Source organism: Thermophagus xiamenensis (assembly GCF_900112795.1).
GTDB lineage: Bacteria > Bacteroidota > Bacteroidia > Bacteroidales > Marinilabiliaceae > Thermophagus > Thermophagus xiamenensis.
In genome coordinates, this window is the sequence record NZ_FONA01000003.1 from 13165 (window position 1) to 34609 (window position 21445).

General features: G+C 38.5%; 16 protein-coding genes and 1 pseudogene. 9 read left to right on the top strand and 8 right to left on the bottom strand.

From position 1 onward, the window contains the following. Nucleotide 1 precedes the first annotated feature (1 nt). Entirely contained in the window at nt 2-877 is an 876-nt protein-coding gene (locus BM130_RS02125) for a nucleoside phosphorylase (protein ID WP_010526841.1), read from the bottom strand. Between the two features lie 325 nt (nt 878-1202). Here BM130_RS02125 and BM130_RS02130 point away from each other — a divergent pair, with 325 nt between their 5' ends. Then, nucleotides 1203-1670: a DUF4293 domain-containing protein gene (locus tag BM130_RS02130; protein ID WP_010526840.1), complete on the top strand. Its 468-nt coding sequence runs from the start codon at nt 1203-1205 to the stop codon at nt 1668-1670. Nucleotides 1671-1713: 43 nt separating this feature from the next. On the opposite strand, the gene odhB is transcribed toward BM130_RS02130, so the two are convergent. Then, nucleotides 1714-3012 carry a 2-oxoglutarate dehydrogenase complex dihydrolipoyllysine-residue succinyltransferase gene (gene odhB, locus BM130_RS02135; protein WP_010526839.1) on the bottom strand — a complete coding sequence of 433 codons (1299 nt, stop codon included), beginning with the start codon at nt 3010-3012 and terminating at the stop codon, nt 1714-1716. Nucleotides 3013-3120: 108 nt separating this feature from the next. Beyond that, complete coding sequence (locus tag BM130_RS02140; RefSeq protein ID WP_010526838.1) at nt 3121-5940, bottom strand: 2-oxoglutarate dehydrogenase E1 component; 2820 nt, start codon at nt 5938-5940, stop codon at nt 3121-3123. A gap of 323 nt (nt 5941-6263) precedes the next feature. On the opposite strand from BM130_RS02140, the gene BM130_RS02145 reads away from it, so the two are divergent. After that, the gene (locus tag BM130_RS02145; protein WP_010526837.1) at nt 6264-9152 is read left to right on the top strand and encodes a PD-(D/E)XK nuclease family protein; all 2889 of its coding nucleotides are present in this window, start codon (nt 6264-6266) and stop codon (nt 9150-9152) included. A 255-nt stretch (nt 9153-9407) separates the two neighbouring features. On the opposite strand, the gene trmD is transcribed toward BM130_RS02145, so the two are convergent. Beyond that, nucleotides 9408-10088, bottom strand: a complete 681-nt coding sequence (gene trmD / locus BM130_RS02150) for a tRNA (guanosine(37)-N1)-methyltransferase TrmD (RefSeq protein ID WP_010526836.1) — start codon at nt 10086-10088, stop codon at nt 9408-9410. A 265-nt stretch (nt 10089-10353) separates the two neighbouring features. On the opposite strand from trmD, the gene BM130_RS02155 reads away from it, so the two are divergent. From BM130_RS02155 to BM130_RS02175, 5 genes and pseudogenes are all read left to right on the top strand, one after another. After that, entirely contained in the window at nt 10354-12591 is a 2238-nt protein-coding gene (locus tag BM130_RS02155; RefSeq protein WP_237706096.1) for a DUF349 domain-containing protein, read from the top strand. Between the two features lie 345 nt (nt 12592-12936). Beyond that, nucleotides 12937-14619 carry a CTP synthase gene (gene pyrG / locus BM130_RS02160; RefSeq protein WP_010526834.1) on the top strand — a complete coding sequence of 561 codons (1683 nt, stop codon included), beginning with the start codon at nt 12937-12939 and terminating at the stop codon, nt 14617-14619. A gap of 91 nt (nt 14620-14710) precedes the next feature. Beyond that, nucleotides 14711-16564 carry a membrane protein insertase YidC gene (gene yidC / locus BM130_RS02165; RefSeq protein ID WP_010526833.1) on the top strand — a complete coding sequence of 618 codons (1854 nt, stop codon included), beginning with the start codon at nt 14711-14713 and terminating at the stop codon, nt 16562-16564. A gap of 524 nt (nt 16565-17088) precedes the next feature. Beyond that, entirely contained in the window at nt 17089-17547 is a 459-nt protein-coding gene (locus BM130_RS02170) for a hypothetical protein (protein WP_010526832.1), read from the top strand. Nucleotides 17548-17562: 15 nt separating this feature from the next. Continuing rightward, nucleotides 17563-17829 (top strand): annotated as a pseudogene (locus BM130_RS02175) (SDR family oxidoreductase); the annotation flags it as partial. A gap of 292 nt (nt 17830-18121) precedes the next feature. Here the strand turns inward: BM130_RS02175 and BM130_RS15130 are convergent. Both BM130_RS15130 and BM130_RS02190 read right to left on the bottom strand, forming a co-directional pair. Then, nucleotides 18122-18949: an ester cyclase gene (locus BM130_RS15130; protein ID WP_010526830.1), complete on the bottom strand. Its 828-nt coding sequence runs from the start codon at nt 18947-18949 to the stop codon at nt 18122-18124. Nucleotides 18950-19004: 55 nt separating this feature from the next. Beyond that, nucleotides 19005-19775: a helix-turn-helix transcriptional regulator gene (locus BM130_RS02190; protein WP_010526829.1), complete on the bottom strand. Its 771-nt coding sequence runs from the start codon at nt 19773-19775 to the stop codon at nt 19005-19007. A 188-nt stretch (nt 19776-19963) separates the two neighbouring features. Here BM130_RS02190 and BM130_RS02195 point away from each other — a divergent pair, with 188 nt between their 5' ends. Next, on the top strand, nt 19964-20395 hold the full coding sequence (locus BM130_RS02195) for a hypothetical protein (RefSeq protein WP_010526828.1): 432 nt from the start codon (nt 19964-19966) through the stop codon (nt 20393-20395). A gap of 11 nt (nt 20396-20406) precedes the next feature. Further along, the gene (locus BM130_RS15540; RefSeq protein WP_237706095.1) at nt 20407-20595 is read left to right on the top strand and encodes an HAD hydrolase-like protein; all 189 of its coding nucleotides are present in this window, start codon (nt 20407-20409) and stop codon (nt 20593-20595) included. Nucleotides 20596-20832: 237 nt separating this feature from the next. On the opposite strand, the gene BM130_RS15225 is transcribed toward BM130_RS15540, so the two are convergent. Together BM130_RS15225 and BM130_RS02205 are read right to left on the bottom strand one after the other, a co-directional pair. Further along, nucleotides 20833-20991 carry a VOC family protein gene (locus BM130_RS15225; protein WP_138956850.1) on the bottom strand — a complete coding sequence of 53 codons (159 nt, stop codon included), beginning with the start codon at nt 20989-20991 and terminating at the stop codon, nt 20833-20835. Between the two features lie 122 nt (nt 20992-21113). Then, nucleotides 21114-21329, bottom strand: a complete 216-nt coding sequence (locus tag BM130_RS02205; protein ID WP_074964244.1) for a hypothetical protein — start codon at nt 21327-21329, stop codon at nt 21114-21116. Between the last annotated feature and the right edge of the window lie 116 nt (nt 21330-21445).

Here is a 21445-nt window from a genome sequence, read left to right on the forward strand (position 1 = left end):
CTTACCGCGATAAACGTTCTAAAACATATTGAATTAATGCCTTCATGCCATGTTTGTAATTTTTGCTGTAGGTTCCCGCCTTACGATTGGCAATAATAGCGCAAACGGTAGCAGCTCTATGACCTAACAATTGGCTCAAACCATAAATTGCCGAACATTCCATTTCGTAATTAGTAATTTTTTCGCCTTCAAAACTAAATTCCGACAACTTATCATTTATTTGAGCATTATCCAATTCCAATCGGATAACCCTTCCCTGTGGACCATAAAACCCGGGCGCCGAAATAGTTATACCATTATGAATATTCGACCCGGACAAAAGGTTTACCAGTTCACGATTAGCTTCCACCACATAAGGACGAGTGAGCCGCTCAGACCAACCAATGAATTGAAGCAATGCTTCTTCAAACGAATGATTGGTAATGGCTTCAACTCCGTTATAAAAATTAAGTAAACCATCAAATCCTATAGCTTTATCGCTTAACAACCAACTATCTACAGGAAGATAATCCTGCAGCGAACCCGATGTCCCTATACGCACTATATTCAAGGATTTTTTTTCTTTTTTTACTCTTCTGCTTTCAAAGTCGACGTTAACCAACGCATCCAATTCGTTAAGCACGATATCGATATTATCGGTTCCAATTCCTGTTGAAAGGACGGTAAATCTTGTTCCTTTATAGTTTCCGGTTCGAAACACAAACTCACGGTTTTGGGCGCCAGCTTCAATCCTATCAAAAAATCCGGCAACGGTATCCACCCGCCCCGGATCGCCTACCAATATAATATTATCGGCCACTTCCTGCGGTTTTATATGAAGATGAAACACTGAACCATCTGGATTTAATATTAATTCTGATTCTTCTATCCTTCTCATATTTTATTGTCTTTATTTATTTTTCTGCTAATAAACTCAAAAATACGCCAACTGAAAATATTTTCCTATCCTCAAAAAAAGCATTATACAAAAAACGACTCAAAATTAATTAAACTATTAGTTCACAGCGTAAATGCAATAAACCAGAAAGCCTCATTCCCAATTTAGCCTTAAATAAAGAACATTCAAAAAGCTACAGGCAAAACCAAAATAAGAAAAAATAATCGAAAAATAAAACACTAAATATCTTCCTGGCAGCACAATTTCACCAAGAATCGAGAATTTAATCAACAATTTTTTATTTTTGCAACAAAAGAAAAAAGATATGATACAACGTATTCAAACCCTATATTTGTTTTTTGCTGCACTGCTCACCGGCAGTTTATTTTTTTTCAGTTTGGCCGAAATGGCCAATATGCAAGAATATTATGAATTAACGTGGCGAGGAATCTTCAGAATAGAACAAGATGCATCAGAAACATTGGTAATTCCCGGTATAGCTCTTTCTATTTTGACCATAGCAACTACCGCTGTATCTTTTTTTACCATATTCTTATTTAAGAAAAGAATTTTGCAAATCCGACTTTGTGGTCTGAATATGGGCTTTTTGCCCGGTCTTTCCGGTTTAATTTATTATATGGGTAAAACCGGCGCAAAAAATTTGGGGGTCACCGACCTTTCCTTCAATCTTCCCCTAATACTCCCATTAATTGCCTTGATTCTGGTATTTCTTGCAATGAGAGCAATAGGGAAAGATGAAGCTTTGGTAAGGTCGATAGATAGAATAAGATAAAATGTTATGCTACTATCTTTTTTTTGAAGCAACCCGTCTACTACTACAATTCAAGCAGTTGTTCAACAGGATTTTTCCCATGGTGTAACAGTATTTCGGGCTGTTCAATCATTTTTTTCACATCCATTAGAAAGCCAACCGAGTCTTTACCGTCGATAATACGATGGTCATAACTCAAAGCAATATACATAATTGGCCTAACTTCAACTTTTCCGTTAACGGCAACAGGTCGTTCCACAATGTTATGCATTCCCAAAATGGCAGATTGGGGAGGATTTATTAATGGTGTTGAAAACATTGAACCAAAAACGCCCCCATTGGTAATGGTGAAGGTTCCGCCAGACATCTCCTCAAGCGATATTCTTCCTGAGCGGGCTTTATCGGCCAATTCTTTTAATTCTCTCTCTAATGTGGCCAAAGACTTCCTTTCCACATTTCGGATCACCGGCACCATTAATCCTTTAGGTGTCTGAACGGCCACTGAGATATCAACAAATTGGGGAATAACAATTTCCTCATTATCAATCATACTATTGACTTTGGGACGCCCCATTAAAGCAATGGCAGAAGCCTTCAGGAAAAAGGACATAAAGCCCAATTTAATCCCATGCTTTTCAACAAAACGATTTTGATATTTTTTACGGATGTTAATTACTGCTGACATATCCACCTCGTTGAAGGTGGTAAGCATGGCGGTTTCATTTTTTACCTTAACTAAACGTTGACTCAATTTTTTTCGCAGCTGACTCATTTTTTCGCGTTTCACGCTGCGGCTGACTTCCTGGTTATCTAAAGGCTCTGACGATAGTCCTTCAATAACGGCATCAACATCAGCCACGGAAAGTTTTCTAAGTCCTGCCACAATATCATCCACCCCCAGACCGGCGGCTTTCATTTTTTCTCTGGCCAACGGGGTAGTTTTTATTTTGTTGTTTCCCTTTGAAGCGGTGGTCGCCTGCACCAATTTTTTACTTTGGGCTGATGCAACAGCACTTTCTGCTCCTTTTTGCGTTGGTGCAGAATCTTTTGCAATTTCTTCTTCCTTTAACGGGGCATTAGGTGCCTGAGTTTCTTTTTCTACTTCAACACTACTTTGTTCCTCAACTTTCACCGAGGTATCAATCTGACAGGCAACTTCTCCTACTTTTACCGTAGTCCCTGCTTCAACTTTAATAATTATTTTTCCACTTTCAGGGGCATTAAGAATCAGAGTCGCTTTGTCGGACTCTACTTCAGCGAGGTCTTGATCTTTATGAACCAAGTCACCATCGGCAACCAGCCAGGTGGCTAACTCTACCTCTGTTATCGATTCACCAGGGCTGGGTATCTTTACTTCTATCATTGTTTTAGGATATTTTTAGAATAAAGCTTACAAAAACATTCTGTTAGTTTATAAAAAGTTAAACTACCTTTTCAAAAATTTAACTATCGAGTCTTAAGCCTCCATCGTTTAGATAGAAAACTTTTGAGGTGTTTCAAAATACTTATGTTGTTTCAATATTTCGGCATGACTTTTACCTTCCACACATTGCAAACCGCAATAAATATTATTCAATTCACAATGGCACTTTTTAAACACCTTACCAATAATTTCTTTTTGTCCAACCACATGCAAGCCGCTAAGGCCGGTGGCAGGACTCGCACTGGCCAATCGCGCTACCGGAACCAGATTTAATTCCGGCAACTTATAATTCACATAATACCAGGGGCCCATATTTTCGGGCTCTTCCTGTACCCACAAATTAAGCAGTGCATTAGGATATTGCGCAACGATTTCCAGGATACGTTCTTTAGGAAACGGATGCAATTGTTCTATACGTATTAAAGCCACATCCCGAGCATTGAGTTCTTCTTTGCGTTCCAGCAAATCGTAATAAATTTTACCGCTGCAAAGAACAATTCGCTTTACCTTCTCCTTGTCGGTATTATCGTCATCCAACACTACTTGGAAAGAACCCTGAACAAAATCCTCTACTTCCGATATCACACGGGGATGTCGCAATAGACTCTTGGGTGTAAAAATCACCAAAGGTGTTCTAAAATCTCTTTTTACCTGACGTCTAAGCGCATGAAAAAAGTTGGCAGGCGTAGTACAATTTAATATTTGCATATTTTTCCCCACAGCCTGATTCAGAAAGCGTTCGATGCGCGCACTGGAGTGTTCCGGCCCTTGTCCCTCAAAACCATGAGGAAGGAATAGAACCAATCCATTTTTCAGTCCCCATTTTTCCTCTGCTGAACTGATAAACTGATCAATAATTACTTGCCCCACATTACTAAAATCACCAAATTGGGCTTCCCAGATGGTCAGCCCATCCGGGACGCCTAATGAAAAGCCATATTCAAACCCCAAAACACCATATTCATTAAGTGGTGAGTTATAAATATTAAAAATAGCCTGTTTTTCATCAAGATGTTGCAACGGAAAATAAATTTCGTCTTTATCTTCAATCGTAAAACCGGCATGCCGGTGAGCAAAAGTTCCCCGCACCGAATCCTGACCACTTATACGCACCGGATGTCCTTCCATTAACAAAGTAGCATAAGCCAATAATTCAGCCATGGCCCAATCAATATGATTTTCTCGGACCATTCGCTTACGGTCTTCCACCAATTTTTCCAGCTTACGGAAAAATTTTCGATCGGAAGGAAGATTGTTAATTTTCTGAGCAAGCTCCAGTAAAATCTCTTTCTCAACCCCGGTGGCAGGGGATTCAGAAAAGTCACTTTCCTCCACGTGGCGGAAACGCCCCCACAAATCCCGACGAAACGGACGAATATGTACAATATCTGTTTTTTGCGATTCAGTCAGGGCTTTTTCCAGAATTTCGTTAAACTCGTTTTGGAAACGGACAATTTCTTCTTTGGAAAGTACTTTTTCCTTTATCAACCTTTGTTCATAAATATCCCGAGGGTTGGGATGAGAAGCTATGGCTTTATATAAGGTAGGCTGCGTAAACCTGGGTTCATCACCTTCATTGTGCCCATGTTTCCGATAAGAAAGAATATCAATAAACACATCAGAATGAAAGGTTTGGCGATATTCTACAGCCAGCTCTATGGCATAGACCAATGCTTCTGCATCATCGCCGTTGATATGAAACACCGGGCTGCGAGTGACTTTCCCCACATCAGTACAATAGGTGCTTGAGCGGGCATCTAAGTAATTGGTTGTGAATCCTACCTGATTGTTAATAACAATATGAATTGTACCACCGGTAGAATAACCACTAAGCGAAGCCATCTGAACAACCTCATAGACTACGCCCTGACCAGCAATAGCAGAATCTCCATGTATAACAACCGGGATAATTTTACTAAAATCTTTCCCATAGTTATGTTCCGCAAGCGAGCGGGTAAGACCCTCCACTACGGGTGTTACGGCTTCCAGATGCGACGGGTTTGGTAATAAATTAACCTTAACCGTTTGTCCTGAAGCTGTTTCGATAGAATTATCATATCCTAAATGATACTTAACATCTCCCAAAGAAATACTATCATCATACTGGTCGCCATTAAATTCATTAAAGATGTCGACCACAGGTTTTTTCAAAATATTGCTCAAAACATTCAGTCGACCACGATGAGCCATGCCAATCACCACTTCACGAATACCGGTTTGGGCCCCCTTATCAATCAGCGCATCCAGACCAGGGATTAATACTTCGCATCCCTCGAGCGAAAACCTCTTTTGCCCGACAAATCGCCGATGAATAAAACTTTCAAAACCAACAGCTTCTTTAAGGCGGTGAAAAATCCTAATTTTTTTATCTACTGTGAATGAGGGGGTGTTACGTACCTCTTCCATCCGCTTCTTTAACCATGACACCATTTCGGGATGACGTATGTAGAGATACTCAACCCCCACCGATCCACAGTAGGTTTGCTTCAGATGCTCAACGATTTCCCGTAGGGGTGCAGGTCCAAGACCAATCTCTTTCCCGGCGTGGAATACGGTATCCAGATCATCTTCCGATAATCCGAAATTCTCAATATCTAACGTTGGAAAATACTTACGGCGGGAACGAACGGGATTGGTAGCTGTATGAAGATGACCACGCTGACGGTAACCGTGAATCAGGTTTATAACATTAAACTCTTTTCCTACAATCCCTTCGGTTGAAGAATCAAAATGGCGGGAGGCAAATTCAAATCCCTGAAAAAAATGACGCATACTGGCATCTACCGATTCAGGGTTTTCTTTGTATTGCTCGTATAGTTTCTCAATTGCTTCAATGTCGCTGTTGCCGACAAATGAAAATGAATCCATAATTATAAGTTATAAAACTCTCATATTTTGTTAATTAAATACAGAATACGGAATTCAAAAATAAAATCGAACAAATAAATTATCTTTGAAACCCGGTAGCAGACCACAATATTATATATTCTTTTTTGGAAAGAAAAAGTAAGTGATAATAAATCCGTAGTTTTCGGGCCTGGTGTGATGTGACCCTTTTTAAACCGCATCGTCTGCTACTCTATCCGGATGGTTGAGGACATCTTGTTATCATATTTTTCCTCCTATCTATAAAGGTTGAGTGGACATACATAATACTGATATAAATTTATAACCTTGAAAAAATCATTAATATGTCATTTTTTCTTGAACGATTAGCTGAGTACTATCTTCAAAAATATTCAACAGATATATCAGACTTTTGTTTCGTTTTCCCTAACCGAAGAGCGGGAGTTTTTTTCAGACGGCACTTACAAAACAAGAGTCCCAAGCCTATTTTTTCTCCTGAAATTCTGACCATTAACGACTTCTTCTTCTATTTCGACAAAAGGCCCGTGAGCGACAACATTAGCCTTATTTTCAAACTCTACCAATCTTATAAAGAAGTTATCGATCCTAAAACGACCATTGATGATTTTATTCCCTGGGGCGAGATGTGCCTGTCCGATTTTGATGATATAGACAAATATTTGGCCGATCCTAACCAGATTTTTAAGAACATGGCTGATTTAAAAGCCTTGGAGGATGATTTTAGCCATTTAAACCAGGAGCAAATTGATGCTATCCGCACATTTTGGAGCTCTTTTGACCCCAAACGATTGTCGCAACTTCAGAAATCTTTTCTGGAACTATGGGAAAGAATGCCCCTGCTTTATGAACATTTTAATGACAGGCTAGACCGAGACCGCGAAATTTACGAAGGCAAACTCTACCGTTCGGTAGCACAAAAAATTAAGAATAAAACAATTGGCGAGGTTCCTTTTTCACGTGTGATATTTGCCGGATTAAATGCTTTGAATAACTGCGAAAAACTTCTACTTAACTATTTAAAAACCCAGAATATTGCCGATTTTTTCTGGGATTATCCCCAATGGATATTGACTAATCCTGCTAAACCAAACGAAAAAATTTCTCTTTTCGGAGAACATGAGGCTGCCAGGTTTATTAAACAAAACCTACAAGATTTTCCCATGCCCAGCGACTGGGAATCACCAACCTGCAACGGTCCTTCCAAAATAATTATTGCACAAGCTGCCAACGATCTGGAACAAACCCAAATCGCAGCTCAATTCCTCAAGGATATTTCCGATAACCAGGAAGATTCCGACCATACTAAAACAGCTGTCGTTTTGGCCGATGAAACACTCATGCTCCCGGTTATACATGCCATTCCTTCTCAGTGGAAATCTATAAATGTTACCCTCGGATATCCTTTAAAAAATACCCCTGCCTACAGCCTTATCGATGCCCTTATGACTTTACAGCGGACAACGCGAACAACCGCCAATGGTAAAACATGGTTTTATCACAGACATCTCATCGGCCTTTTACGACATCAATATGTTTCCCCATTGCTTGGTGACAAAAGAGATCAACTCATTAATCAATTAATTAAAGCCAACAAAGTATTCATTGAAAAAGACCAAATTCCGGAAAATGATTTTATAAAAAAAACACTTACCAAAGTTGAGACTATTGAAGCGCTTTCGTCTTATTTCATGGAAATATTGTTACTGGTATACAAAAGTTTAAAAGAGCGCCCCGACACCGATTTTGAACAAGAATTTGTCTACCACCTTTATTTAACCATTAAACGACTGGGCGAGATATTGGGGAAACTTAATGAACCCATATCGACAGATACGTGGTACCGACTTTTTCGCAAATTGACCGATTTCAGTACCATACCCTTCAAAGGTGAGCCATTAAATGGACTTCAGATTATGGGGATACTGGAAACCAGAGTCATCGACTTTGATAACCTGATTATAACCAGCATGAACGAAGGAACCTTCCCACATACTTCTCCGCCTAATTCTGCTATACCCTATAATCTTCGAAAAGGGTTTGGACTTCCTACTATCGACCATCAGGATTCCATTTTTGCATATTATTTTTATCGGCTTATTCACCGCGCAAAAAAGGTTATTTTAATTTGGTCGGCTTCGGACGCCAATCAGCAAACGGGAGAAATGAGCCGCTTCCTTCACCAGCTTTACTATGAATTTCATGGAAAGGTGGTAACTCAAACCTACGTGCGAAAGGCCGGGACAAAGGCCTTGCCACAAATTATGGCCGAAAAAAACAAACAAGTAATGGTGCAACTTTCCGCCTTCCTTCACGAGCATAACCGTGCTTTATCACCAAGCGCTCTTAGTACTTATGTTGAGTGTCCCTTGCGGTTCTATTACAAATATCTTGTAGGCGCCAAAGAACCCGAAGATATTTCCGAAGAGCTGGATCCCCGAATCTTTGGGAATTTGTTTCACCAAACTGTTGAAGCTTTATACAAACCTTTTATGGGTCAAATTATTTCCGAAGATATCCTAAAGCAAATAGCTCAACCCGATAATCTTAGAAATACCCTTAAAGAAATATTCTCCCTAAATGTTCCTTTTATCAAGCAAAAACAAAATGTTTTTATCGATTTGCAAGGGAAAAACAGCCTGGTTTTTGAAGTCTTAATCCGCTATCTTACAGGCTTTTTTCAAAACGAAATAAAAAAAGTTCCTTTTGTCATCAAAGGACTGGAATATTCGATGGGCATGGTTTTTAAAACACCTTCCGGACGGTCAGTTTATTTAGGGGGTAACATCGACCGTTTGGAAGAAAAAGAAGGAACTCTCAAGGTGGTCGATTACAAAACCGGAAAAGGGACCAATCGCATAAACGATATCGAAAGTTTATTCGATTCTTCCAAACACCCCGAAAATAAAGCAATATTTCAAACCTTACTTTACTCGCTTATGGTTGAGGAACAAACCCGGCGGGCACCGTCAGCAATTCAACCGTCGGTGGTTTGGATGCGAAAACTCTTTACCGATTCAGACAGTAATCTATACCTTCAACCGGTACGCGGAAAAAAGGAAGTTATTACCCTTGATTTAGTTAAAACAGTTTTTGTTGATAGTTTAGGAAAACTACTGGATGAACTCTTTGACCCCCATATGCCTTTCAAACAAACACCTGAAGAAAAAAACTGCAACTATTGCATCTACAAAGAAATTTGTCTTAAAGGATAAATCTGTACAACTTGCCTTACAAGCTTTATAGTTAGTTAATGGCTCAAACAAAACAGAATATTTGTCTAAGTTATTTCGAATAGAATTTAAAATTCGTTTAGTTATATTTGTAAAACCAATACTAATGACTGTTCACTAATAAAAACAACTCCTGCCTGTGCACTTCTGCCTATTTACACTTATACATTATTTTTCCTGTGAGAACTTTTAATGGCCATGCTCGTTTCATTGATAGAATAGGCCACCATGTTTAATTTACTCTTCATCCAAAAGGTCTGGACGCAATTGTCGGGTTCGTTCCAGTGACATCTGCTCCCGCCATTCATTTATCAGTTTTTCATTACCTGAGAGAAGTACATCGGGGACCTTCCATCCATTAAAATCCGAAGGACGAGTATAAATTGGAGGTGCCAACAAATTATCCTGAAACGAATCGGTAAGTGCAGAGGTTTCATCACCTATTACTCCCGGCAGCAATCGAACAACGGCATCGACGACCACCGCAGCAGCCAACTCTCCCCCACTCAAAACATAATCTCCAATTGATATTTCCTGGGTAATATAATGATCGCGAACTCTTTGATCGACACCCTTATAATGACCACAAAGCAATATTATATTGGTGCACAATGACAACTTATTGGCTTCTTTCTGGTTAAACCTCTGCCCATCTGGGCTCAAATAAATTATCTGATCATAATTGCGTTCCGACTTCAGTTTTTCGATGAGTCTGGCTATCGGCGCAATCTGCATCACCATTCCTGCCCCACCACCAAAGGGATAATCATCTACCCGTTTATGTTTATCTTCTGAATAATCTCTAATGTTGTGTAAATATATCTCCACCTCGCCTTTTTCTATAGCCCTTTTTATTATCGACTCAGAAAAAGGTCCTTGAAACATTGCCGGAAATAAGGTCAAAATATCTATCCGCATGGGAAATTTTCTTGCAAAGATATAAATTTAGCACCGAAGGCAAGGAAATCTTGAGAACCTTAGATCATTAAAAAAATCTTTAAACACCAACAAAACTAAAGTTGCCAGGACCTGCTTTCCGGGCAAAAAATAACCAAAATTTTCTTTTTTATCACATTTTGATAAAAAATAGTTTGATGATTATGGTTTATTGTATAGTTTCGTGGTTTGAATCTAATAAAGTGATTAGCACCAATCGGCTTAATCGCCTCTTAAAAGTACGAGAATGATGTTAGCCAATGATCTAAACAAATCATCTGACGATAAGATGAATTTGAATTCAGAGAAACAATCTGAAAATACGCAAAACGAAGCCATCAATCCTATGCCGGAAAATGTTGAAAAACCGGAGCATCCATCAATGGACCCCAAGGTTGAGAGTTCATCTACCTCTGAAGACAATAGCCTGCCAAAGGAGGAAATGACTGACCATGGAAATGACAATGGCAATTTGTCAACATCCGTTACAGATGGTTCTGAGACTCCCATGAACAACGAAAAACTTTCCGGTGAAAAGGCACTCCAGGAAGAAAAATCTATAGTTAACCAAGAGAATGCGCCCAATTCGGGGGAAAATACCACCAGCCAGGAAACATCTTCCTCAACTGTGGAAGATAGTGCCGGCGAAGAGGATAAACAACAGCCTGAAATGGTAGGCGATAATGACACCATCGCCACACAATCTTCCAACGCCGAACAGCAAGAAAAAAAGAAACAAGAAGAGAAAGTTCCCCCTATAGAAGATTATTCACCCCTTTCTCGGGAGAAACTCTTAAATCGATATCACCAATTGCTCAATCAATATCCTGCTTCAAAAATTAAAGAGCATTTGGAAAATATTCGAAAAGAATTTGAAAGGAAAAGTGCTGCCGAAATAACCCGCCTCAAAGAAGAGTTTATTGCTTCCGGTGAACCGGCCGAAGCTTTCTCCCCACCTCACGACGAGCTCTCCGATGCTATGCAGGAAGCTATTCAAAAATTCCGCAAAAAAAGAGAAGAAGAAAGAGCGCGTATCGAGGAGGAGAAAAAAAGAAATCTGGCAGCCAAGTATGAGGTGATCGAAGGAATTAAAGAGTTGATCAATAGGCAAGAATCTTTGCATCACACCTTCGATGAATTCCGCGCTTTGCAGAAAAGATGGCGCGAAATAGGACCCGTGCCTCAAAAAGATTTACACGACCTGTGGGAAACCTATCACCTTCATGTCGAAAATTTTTACAATTACATTAAAATCAACAAAGAACTCAGGGACCTTGACCTAAAAAAGAATTACGAAGCGAAACTCGAATTGTGCGAAAAAGCCGAACGGTTGCTCCTTGAACCCTCTATTATCAAAGCATTTAAGACCCTTCAACGATATCACGAGCAGTGGCGCGAAATAGGTCCTGTTCCTAAAGACAAAAAAGAAGAGCTATGGGAACGTTTTCGCGCTGCAACAATGAAAATTAATCAAAAGCACCAGGAATATTTTGAACAGCAGAGAGAACAACAGCAAAAAAACCTGGAAGCCAAACAAGCTCTTTGTGAAAAAGTTGAGGCCATTCTTCAGCAAGATTTGAAAACCCATTCGGATTGGGTAAAGAATAGCAAGGCCATTATTGATATTCAAAAAGTTTGGAAAACAATTGGTTTTGCGCCCAAAAAAGAAAATCAAGAAATTTATTTGAGATTCAGAAAGGCCTGTGATCAGTTTTTCGAATTAAAGCGCAAGTTCTTCAAAGCTTTCAAGGAAGAACAAATACAAAATCTGCAACTTAAAACCGAGTTGTTAGAAAAAGCTGAAGCTCTAAAAGATAGCACCGACTGGCGTAACACAACCGAAGAACTCATCCGTATTCAAAAAAGATGGAAAGAAATTGGTCCGGTACCGCGTAAACACTCGGATGAAATTTGGAAAAAATTCCGCAGTGCCTGCGATCATTTCTTCGAACGTAAATCAGAATTTTTTAAACAAAAAGATCAGGAACAGGAAGAAAACCTCAAGCGTAAAGAGGCTCTTATCGAAGAGCTACGACAATTTGAACCGGGCGAAAACAACGAAGAAAGCTTTAAAACTCTTCAGGACTTTCAGCGTCGTTGGGCAGAAATAGGTTTCGTCCCCATCAAAGAAAAAGACCGTATCTACAAAGAATTTCGGAACCTTATTAATTCCCGGTTCGATCACCTGAACATGGACGAAACAAACAAAGCCCTGCAAAAATTTAGAAATAAGCTGGAACAATGGAAACTGGAAAATCAATTTGAAAATCGCATCAACCAAGAACGAAATAAAATTATTGGCAAACTGAAACAACTCGAAAATGATATCATTTTGTGGGAAAATAACATAGGTTTCTTTGCCAAATCCAAAAGTTCGGAAGCATTGGTGCGGGAATTCAAAAATAAAATTGAAAGCGGAAAGCGAAACATTACTCTTTTAAACAAAAAGCTTGACCTGATAGAAGAGTTTGAAAATGAGGCATAGGTGCTGCCTTTACTAGTTAATTTGTCTGATTACTGCAGTTTACCACCAGGATATCATTATGCGAGCATGGCAGAACAGGAAATCACAATACCTTCAGCCATGCTCGTTTCATTTTAATTAAAATGAGACCAATAATCCGGGTACTTTTTGCTAACTTTGTGGCTTAAAATTTTTATTCCAAATCAAATAATTATTCAAGGCCGGATGTAACGGGCATGACCCCCTAAATTGTTACCAAAAGAATTTCGTTAGGTCATGTGAGTTCCATCAGACCCATGAATCAGACAAAAATACGGATGAAACCGGCATGGCCGATAAGCACATTGTTTGTGGTAGCTTCAACTCATGCTCGTTTCATTAAAAAGTCCTATCGTTAAATCTTTAAAAACATTGAAAAAAGTGCCCGATACACGTTATGTTTTTGTTACCGGAGGTGTAACTTCCTCATTAGGAAAAGGAATCATATCAGCATCGCTGGCTAAATTATTACAAGCCCGAGGTTATCATGTCACCATCCAAAAACTGGATCCTTATTTGAATGTGGATCCCGGAACACTTAATCCCTACGAACACGGAGAATGTTATGTAACGGAAGATGGTGCCGAAACCGACCTTGACCTGGGGCATTACGAACGGTTTCTGAATGTCCCCACTTCTCAGGCCAACAATGTTACTACCGGACGTATCTACCAAAATGTCATCAACAAAGAACGAAAAGGAGATTATCTGGGTAAAACGGTTCAGATTATACCTCATATCACCGACGAAATAAAACGCAATATCAAGCTTTTAGGTACCAAACATAAATTTGATGTTGTCATAACTGAAATTGGTGGCACCGTTGGCGATATCGAATCGCTCCCTTACATTGAAGCAGTTCGTCAGCTAAAATGGGAGCTGGGACATCGTGCCATTGTTATTCACTTAACGTTAGTACCCTATCTGGCCGCCAGTGGTGAACTAAAGACTAAACCCACACAGCATTCAGTAAAAGCTTTGCTTGAAATAGGTGTTCAGCCCGATGTTTTGGTTTTAAGAACCGAAAAACAATTAACCACCGATATTCGCAAAAAAGTTGCTCTTTTCTGTAATGTAGACATTCGTTCAGTCATTCAATCCATCGATGTTTCTTCTATATACGAAGTACCTGTAAAAATGCAGGAAGAAGGATTGGATGAAACGGTGCTGGAAAAATTGGGCTTACCCGTTGAAGGAAAACCAGAATTAAAAGAGTGGAAAGCATTTCTGGGTAAACTCAAAAATGCAAAAAAAACCACTCGTATAGCATTGGTAGGTAAATATGTGGAATTACCCGATGCATACAAATCTATTATAGAATCTCTCATACATGCCGGGACGTACAACGACCGGAAAGTAGATATTCGTCTTATTCATTCCGAAAATATATCAGACGAAAATATTGACAACAAACTTAAAGATGTACATGGTATCTTAGTGGCCCCGGGCTTTGGTCATCGTGGTATCGAAGGAAAGATGGCCGCAGTTAAATATGCTCGTGAAAATGATATTCCATTTTTAGGCATTTGTCTGGGCATGCAATGTGCGGTAATTGAATTTGCCCGCAATGTCCTCAAACTGGAAAAAGCCAACTCTACCGAGATGGATCACAGTACACCCTTTCCGGTAATCGATTTAATGGAAGACCAAAAAAATATTACCGATATGGGTGGCACCATGCGCTTAGGCGCCTACGAATGCCAATTGAAGAAAAATACCAACGCTTACGATGCTTATAAAAAAGAATTGGTCAAAGAAAGGCATCGACATCGCTATGAATTTAATAACGAATATCTGGAGCAATTTGAAAAGGCCGGCATGATTAGTTCCGGCACCAACCCCGAGACGGGATTGGTAGAAATTGTGGAGATACCTGCCCTAAAGTGGTTCGTGGGGGTACAATTCCATCCCGAATACAGCAGCACAGTAATCAATCCTCATCCGGTATTTATGGCTTTTATTAGAGCTACAATAGAATATGCTGAGGAAAAAAATCAATCAAACAAATAACATTTTCACCTTTAATGGAATTTTAAAATATCTTTACCGGCCAGTTGTATCGATACGGTAATTTTAATATTAAGAAAAAACTGCAGAATTTATGGATAAAAATTCGATAACAGGATTACTTTTAATTACCGCCATTTTGGTAGTGTTTTGGTGGATTAACAAACCCACCGAGGAAGAGATAGCAGCCAGGAAAAGACTTATCGACTCTCTCAACCGGGTTGAACAACTACAGGCAGAGCAGGCGGCAGCTTTATCGGACAGTACCGAAGCAGTGGCGGTGCAAGACTTGGAAATTCAAAAATCAGACAGTGCGATCGTTCATGCTGCAGGAATCCTTGCCCCTTATATTGATGGAGAACAACAGTTCTTTACCCTCGAAAATGAAAATATCAAAGTCGTTTTATCCAATCAAGGTGGTCGAATCTATTCTGTTGAGTTAAAAAATTATAAAACTTTTGACGGCCAACCGTTGATACTTTTTAGCGGCAATGAAAACAGATATGGGTTTACTTTTACCTACAATACCCGAATTTATAATACCAACGACCTGTTTTTTAATGTAACAAACCAACAAGCTGACGCCATAACCTTTGAAATTTCGGGGCCTGACGGTGAAAAGCTTATCATGAACTATTCCCTCTCGGAAGGAGATTACATGGTCAACCACACCATCGAAACCCGAAATTTGGGCAATAAGTTTGCTACACCCCGCAATACTCTTGACCTGGAATGGTATCAGCAAATGCCACAACAAGAAAAAGGAAGACAATTTGAACAACAATATTCGGGGATATATTATAAGTTTTACCAAGACGAGGTAGATAAAATATCGGGTCCGGGCGATAAAGATGAAGACTTACGTACGCCACTTAAATGGGTAGCCTTTAAAGACCAATTCTTTAGTTCGGCACTTATTGCCGGCGAAACCTTTAGTAGCGGGTTTATTGAAACCATAGCACCGGAAGATGAAGACAGAACTCTGTTGCGACAAAACAAGGCCGAGTTAACCATCCCATTTCAATTTAAAGAGGATAAAACCATTGAGTTACAGTTCTACTTTGGTCCCAACCACTTTTACACATTAAAATCATACAAAAACCTTGACCTTCATGAGTTGCTTCCCCTGGGGTGGGGAATTTTCGGATGGATCAATCGTTTTGCCGTCATCCCGGTTTTCAACTTCCTTGAAGGCTTTATTGGCAATTACGGAATTATAATCCTTATTCTTACTATCCTCATCAAACTGGTTTTATTCCCCCTCACATATAAATCCTATATGTCTACGGCAAAAATGAGGGTCTTAAAACCACAAATTGATGAGATTAATGAACGCATACCCAAAGAAAAAGCGCTGGAACGACAGCAAGCAGTAATGAATCTGTACCGAAAAGCGGGTGTAAATCCCATGGGAGGATGTTTGCCCATGCTGCTTCAAATGCCTATTCTTATTGCCATGTTCCGCTTTTTCCCGGCATCCATAGAGTTGCGCCAGGAAAGTTTTCTCTGGGCATCCGACCTCTCTACTTATGATAGCATTTGGGATCTGCCCTTTTCTATTCCTTTTTATGGCAATCATGTAAGTCTCTTTACCCTTTTGATGGCCATTACTAATATCGTTTACACCCGTATTAATCAGGATATGACACAATCATCATCCCAAATGCCTGGTATGAAGGGTATGATGTACATGATGCCTATAATGTTCCTATTCTTCTTCAACAGCTATGCGGCAGGCCTCAGTTATTACTATTTCATCTCTACATTGATTACCATCGGTCAAACCATCCTTATTCGTCAGTTTGTTGACGAAGAAGCCATATTGGCTAAACTTAAAGCTAATCAGAAAAAACCGGTGAAAAAATCCAAATTCCAGGCCCGACTCGAAGCCATGCAAAAACAACAGGCACAAATGCAAAAAGGTAAAGGCAGAGGAAAAAGGAGATAATAGTAATTAGTTATTAGTTTTTTGTGGTAAATGTTTAGTAGAAAGTTTTAGATAATGCATAAACCGGGTTTTCATAGCCCGGTTTTTTTATTAAAAAAATCTTCAAATCAAGGTCATTTTCTAATTTCTGTTCAGTATAAAAAATGGTGACTAAATCAGAATATATTAAATTAGTGGTAAATTCAATTCCCGGAAAAACTGTTACACTCTTCTACCAAATCTAATAATTTTGAAACGAGCATGGCGACTTTTGCCACAAAAGTACATGTATAAAAGACAAAGGCAGAAGTGCACAGGCAGAAGGCAGAAGAAGTGATTAGTAATAAGTTAACAAGTGGTTAGTGTTAAATAACTAATGACTAACGACTAATGACTACCTTTAAGAAAAAATATATCAATGAAGTAAGTAAATTTTATACGGATGAAACGAGCATGACTAAGAAGGTTTGTCACAACAAGAACATGTATAAACTTTAAGTCATGTGAGTTCCATTAGACCAACAAATTAGAGAAATTTTACACTAATGAGAGGAATAGAAAAATTAACCCATCTAACTGAAGATCAAAAGGAAAGGTTAATCTATTCTGCCAACCAATATGAGCGGTTTGCACGGATTTATTTTGAAGTCCTTGACGTAAAAGACAAAACGGTATCCATTAAAATTTATCAGCTGGAGAACAACCTGGAAAAATACCTTCCGGCTAAAGAACTTAAAGAAAGAGCCCTGGAAGTTTTTAAAGGTTGCATACCGGAGGGATGGGAAATCAACCTTATTGCAAAACCCTATAAATTCCTCAACACAATCACATTTGAATCCATACGGGAAAAACAAAAAGAACTGGGACTATCCGATGATGAGCTGTCATTATACCTGGGCATAAGAAAGGAAAACCTAAACAGAATGCTTAGTGGCAAAAGAAAGCTTTCCAAATGTCAAAAGGTGGCCTTTTATTATTTTTTTAAGTGGTTTGAAAGCAGGTGATTTTCGGCCACCAAGGCGGCGGTACCGCAATTGAGCAGGGTATTTGCCAAAGAAGTAGGGAAAAGAGGGATAAATGTCAACTGTGTTTTGCCGGGACCCACGGCAACAGACCTGTTTATGGAAGGCAAGTCGGAAGAAGTCATCACCCAACTGGCCAACAGCAATGCGTTTAAACGTTTGGGCTTGCCCTCCGACATCGCAAAAATTGTGGTATTTTTAGCCACCGATGAGGCCAAATGGATTACCGGACAAAATATAGGGGCCAATGGTGGGGTGGCGTAATGAATTGTCTTCCCCACGGAAACCATTCGACGGTCTTGACTTTTTAGGATAATCTTAATATTGACATTTATCTTAAACCAGAATTATAACGGTTTGTGCGGTACAACAGCAGGCACTGTAAGGAAGAGCCGGGAAACCTGACCATATAAAGTCCTTGTGAACAAAAAGTAAGGATATTATCCTTAATTTCTAAGACATTGCAAATACCATCATAATAAGGTGATATAATGTTCTCCCTGCTTCCCGCAAAATAAGAGCCGTCAAAGATAAACAACAATGACGGCACTTGTTTTTATTGTTCAATACTCTTAAAAGTTTCCCTTTGCTTTGTAATATTTAATCTTTGAAAGAACTCAGCCGGATTAAAACCAATTCTTTGATACTCTTCTTTTACCAAAGATTTTGCTTTATCCAAAGCCTGATTATTTTCCCAAACAGCAACAGTCATAACAATTATATTTCCGTTTTCTTCTTTTAACATTACCTCATCACTAATAAAACCTTCAAGATTTTTAATAAACCTTCGATTCATTTCCATCTTCTCAAAAAATCGGGGAAAAGAAGATTTTGGCATTATAAATCGATCTACAAAATAAACAGCATTGGAATCAATTAAGGATAATGTGGTTGGAATAAGGCCTAACTGTTGGAAAAAGGCCAATTGGTTTGTCTGAACTTGATGCATAATAATTTTTCCATCTTCTAACACATAAAAGCCCATTCCTTCACTGGTTATAAATTGGTTGGTAGGTGGGATATTCTGAAAAAAATCTTTGTGAGTACCTTCCACCTTTTGTTTAACGAAAACTTTATTTCCTTCTGCAATCATTTCGGTTATTGTCCATTTTGCATCGGGAAAAGCCTGAATAAACTCCACAACATTTTTCTTGAATCCATCAATTCCCGTTTCACCTTTAATGTTTGAATAATCTTTGGAAACAATCTCCTCTAATTTTTGATAATGCCTTTGATTTAATACGTCGTAATATAAACACTGAATTATTTTTTTGTTAGATATTTCTTGCATAGGTTCCGACATTAATAATTGATTACTTTGGGATAGTGCATTTTGATTTAATATCATTACAACTCCAAAAATAAATTGATTAACCTGTTTCATTTTTTTCCACAAAGATGCACAGTAATAAAAACCAAGAATTGTAAAAAATCATTGATTACCAAATATTGGATGCATTGTAGAATTCGGAAGGAGTTAATCCTGTAAAAAGTTTAAATTCCTTAATGAAATGTGCCTGGTCATAAAAGCCATTCTCCAAGGCCAAATCAATTAAATTTTTTGGCCTATGGGTTTGAATTATTGACTTTAGTCTTATCAACGATGAAAATTGTTTTGGGGTGCAACCTACGCTTTTTCGGAAACGTTTTTCAAAAGCATCGATACTTATAAATAACTTTTGAGATAACTCTTTGATTCTGATATTTCCTTTTGCCGCACTAATTTCTAATACTGCTTTATAGATTAATAAATCTAAATCTCTTTTCTTAAGCTTATTAAGAAATAACTCATCGAGAATTTTTATTCTCTCAAAATCTGATTTTGCAATATTCAAATTCTCTTCAACACTTTGTATAATGTCTTTATCAATAAGGTATTCAAGCGAGATACTTTGTTCATAAAGTTCTGAAAGAGGAATATTAAAAAAAGAAGAAGCCCCCATTTCCGTAAACAACACTATAAGGGATTTACTATTTTCCTTATAATTTATATTCCTTGCTGTTTTTCTTACACCTGAAACAATGGCAGAAGGTAGTGGATCATATTTATCATGATTCAAAAATGCAATTTGCCCTCTTAAAGTAAATACAATAGCCAAATTTATATTGGGCATAACACGATTAATCATGTTATGATTGGTTTCAATAATCCGATAAAACCTAATAAAACGCTTTAATTCATTACATGGAAAGTAAATTTTTGAGTTCATTGTTTTATCTCTCTGGTGTTATTTATTGAAATGTTTTTTTATTTTAAACCTTGGGCAAAAAGTCGACATTCACGTTTCAATCGGTAAAAAGATCTTACCTTTTTGTCAAATTTCGCATAAACAAGTCAAGCATTCAACCAAATTCCATATTTTTATTCCCAAAAAAATTTTCATTCCAAACTAAAATCATGACAGAAAAACAGATTGAGAAAATAAAAAAATCGATAAGGAAACGTCGCGCGGCATTAGCCGCCGAGAAACGTAAATTTGGCGGTTTTATTGATAGTGCCGGTAATCGCTATTACATCTTTGAGCTGTACATGAAAATAGCAGATTATAAAGGAGTCATTACCTACAAAAAATGGTTTGACAAAAATTTTCCTGATGATATTGGCGCACCATTCCTTTCGCTCATTTGGGCAATAGCCTATTTCGAAACCGGGAAATTGACCGAAGCAAAGATTTACACCATCGATATGGCTTTTCAAAACATTTATCTGCCGGAATTATTACTTGATAAAGAGGTTAATCTGATTGACATGTACGGCCACGGACCCGACATGCTTGATTTTGCCAAATCATTAACCCGGCCCTTAAACTTCTTAAACAAAACAACATAAGGGTCATTACCGTGTCTAATTCATCACTGACAATGATGAAAGAGCAGCTTTCCAATGTAGCCATCTTCCACCTCTTTGATGCCTATTATTCTGTCGACCAGGTAAAAAAAATCAAACCTTTTAAAGACATTTACCTTTTCTCAGCCAAACAGGAAGAGCTGAATACAAAAGATATTGTAATGGTCGCCATGCACGACTAGGATCTGTTTGGCGCCAAAAATGCAGGTCTTACATCCGCCTATATTAAAAGAAAAAAGACGATTTATAATCCCCTTTATTTTAAACCCGACCTCGTGGATTCAAACTTGGTGAACCTGATACAGCAAATAATCAACTTACCAAAGTAAGATGTGCCAGACAAAAATTATTTCGGTTCATCTTGTGCCAAAATCAGACAACCGTTTAAATTAGTCACCCTTTGTGGTGGTCTATAAATTCTATTCGGGTAGACTCACCCGGAAAAGACAAAAATAGGACGAAAATTTCTTTTCAGGATTCTCATACTTTCTACTGCATACAGCACCAAAATACCTGACATAAAAATCTCTGACCTTATCCAGGTCACGTGTCCGGATGGCTATATGGTCTATTTTCATGGTACAGTTCTTTTTACTCCAGCAAAATTATACAAAGTTGACACAGATTGATTACCACCCCAATAATTTCGGACTTTTAAATCTGCATAAAGGTCTTAGACTTAATCATAAACCTCTTTAACCTAATCATAAACGTCGGAGGCCTTAGCATAAACGTCGGAGACCTTAACATAAACCCCGGAAACCTTAACATAAACCCCGGAAACCTTAGCATAAACCCCGGAAACCTTAGCATAAACCCCGGTGACCTTAGCATAAACCCCGGAAACCTTAACATAAACCCCGGGGACCTTAACATAAAAAGCATTACCCCCCAACAATCGGGATTGATAAAGCAATTGAAAACGGAATTAGCAGTAGCCTTTAAATCTGACCCGACACAACATCTATGTATCTCAGAAATGGGAGCGATTACGAACTGACAGCGTTCAACCTCATCCCCGAAAACACATGT

Bases quoted from the DNA above. Each gene is read 5' to 3' on its own strand.
- BM130_RS02125 (WP_010526841.1), bottom strand. From the start codon at position 877: ATGAGAAGGATAGAAGAATCAGAATTAATATTAAATCCAGATGGTTCA.
- BM130_RS02130 (WP_010526840.1), top strand. From the start codon at position 1,203: ATGATACAACGTATTCAAACCCTATATTTGTTTTTTGCTGCACTGCTC.
- odhB (WP_010526839.1), bottom strand. From the start codon at position 3,012: ATGATAGAAGTAAAGATACCCAGCCCTGGTGAATCGATAACAGAGGTA.
- BM130_RS02140 (WP_010526838.1), bottom strand. From the start codon at position 5,940: ATGGATTCATTTTCATTTGTCGGCAACAGCGACATTGAAGCAATTGAG.
- BM130_RS02145 (WP_010526837.1), top strand. From the start codon at position 6,264: ATGTCATTTTTTCTTGAACGATTAGCTGAGTACTATCTTCAAAAATAT.
- trmD (WP_010526836.1), bottom strand. From the start codon at position 10,088: ATGCGGATAGATATTTTGACCTTATTTCCGGCAATGTTTCAAGGACCT.
- BM130_RS02155 (WP_237706096.1), top strand. From the start codon at position 10,354: ATGATGTTAGCCAATGATCTAAACAAATCATCTGACGATAAGATGAAT.
- pyrG (WP_010526834.1), top strand. From the start codon at position 12,937: ATGCTCGTTTCATTAAAAAGTCCTATCGTTAAATCTTTAAAAACATTG.
- yidC (WP_010526833.1), top strand. From the start codon at position 14,711: ATGGATAAAAATTCGATAACAGGATTACTTTTAATTACCGCCATTTTG.
- BM130_RS02170 (WP_010526832.1), top strand. From the start codon at position 17,089: ATGAGAGGAATAGAAAAATTAACCCATCTAACTGAAGATCAAAAGGAA.
- BM130_RS15130 (WP_010526830.1), bottom strand. From the start codon at position 18,949: ATGAAACAGGTTAATCAATTTATTTTTGGAGTTGTAATGATATTAAAT.
- BM130_RS02190 (WP_010526829.1), bottom strand. From the start codon at position 19,775: ATGAACTCAAAAATTTACTTTCCATGTAATGAATTAAAGCGTTTTATT.
- BM130_RS02195 (WP_010526828.1), top strand. From the start codon at position 19,964: ATGACAGAAAAACAGATTGAGAAAATAAAAAAATCGATAAGGAAACGT.
- BM130_RS15225 (WP_138956850.1), bottom strand. From the start codon at position 20,991: ATGAAAATAGACCATATAGCCATCCGGACACGTGACCTGGATAAGGTC.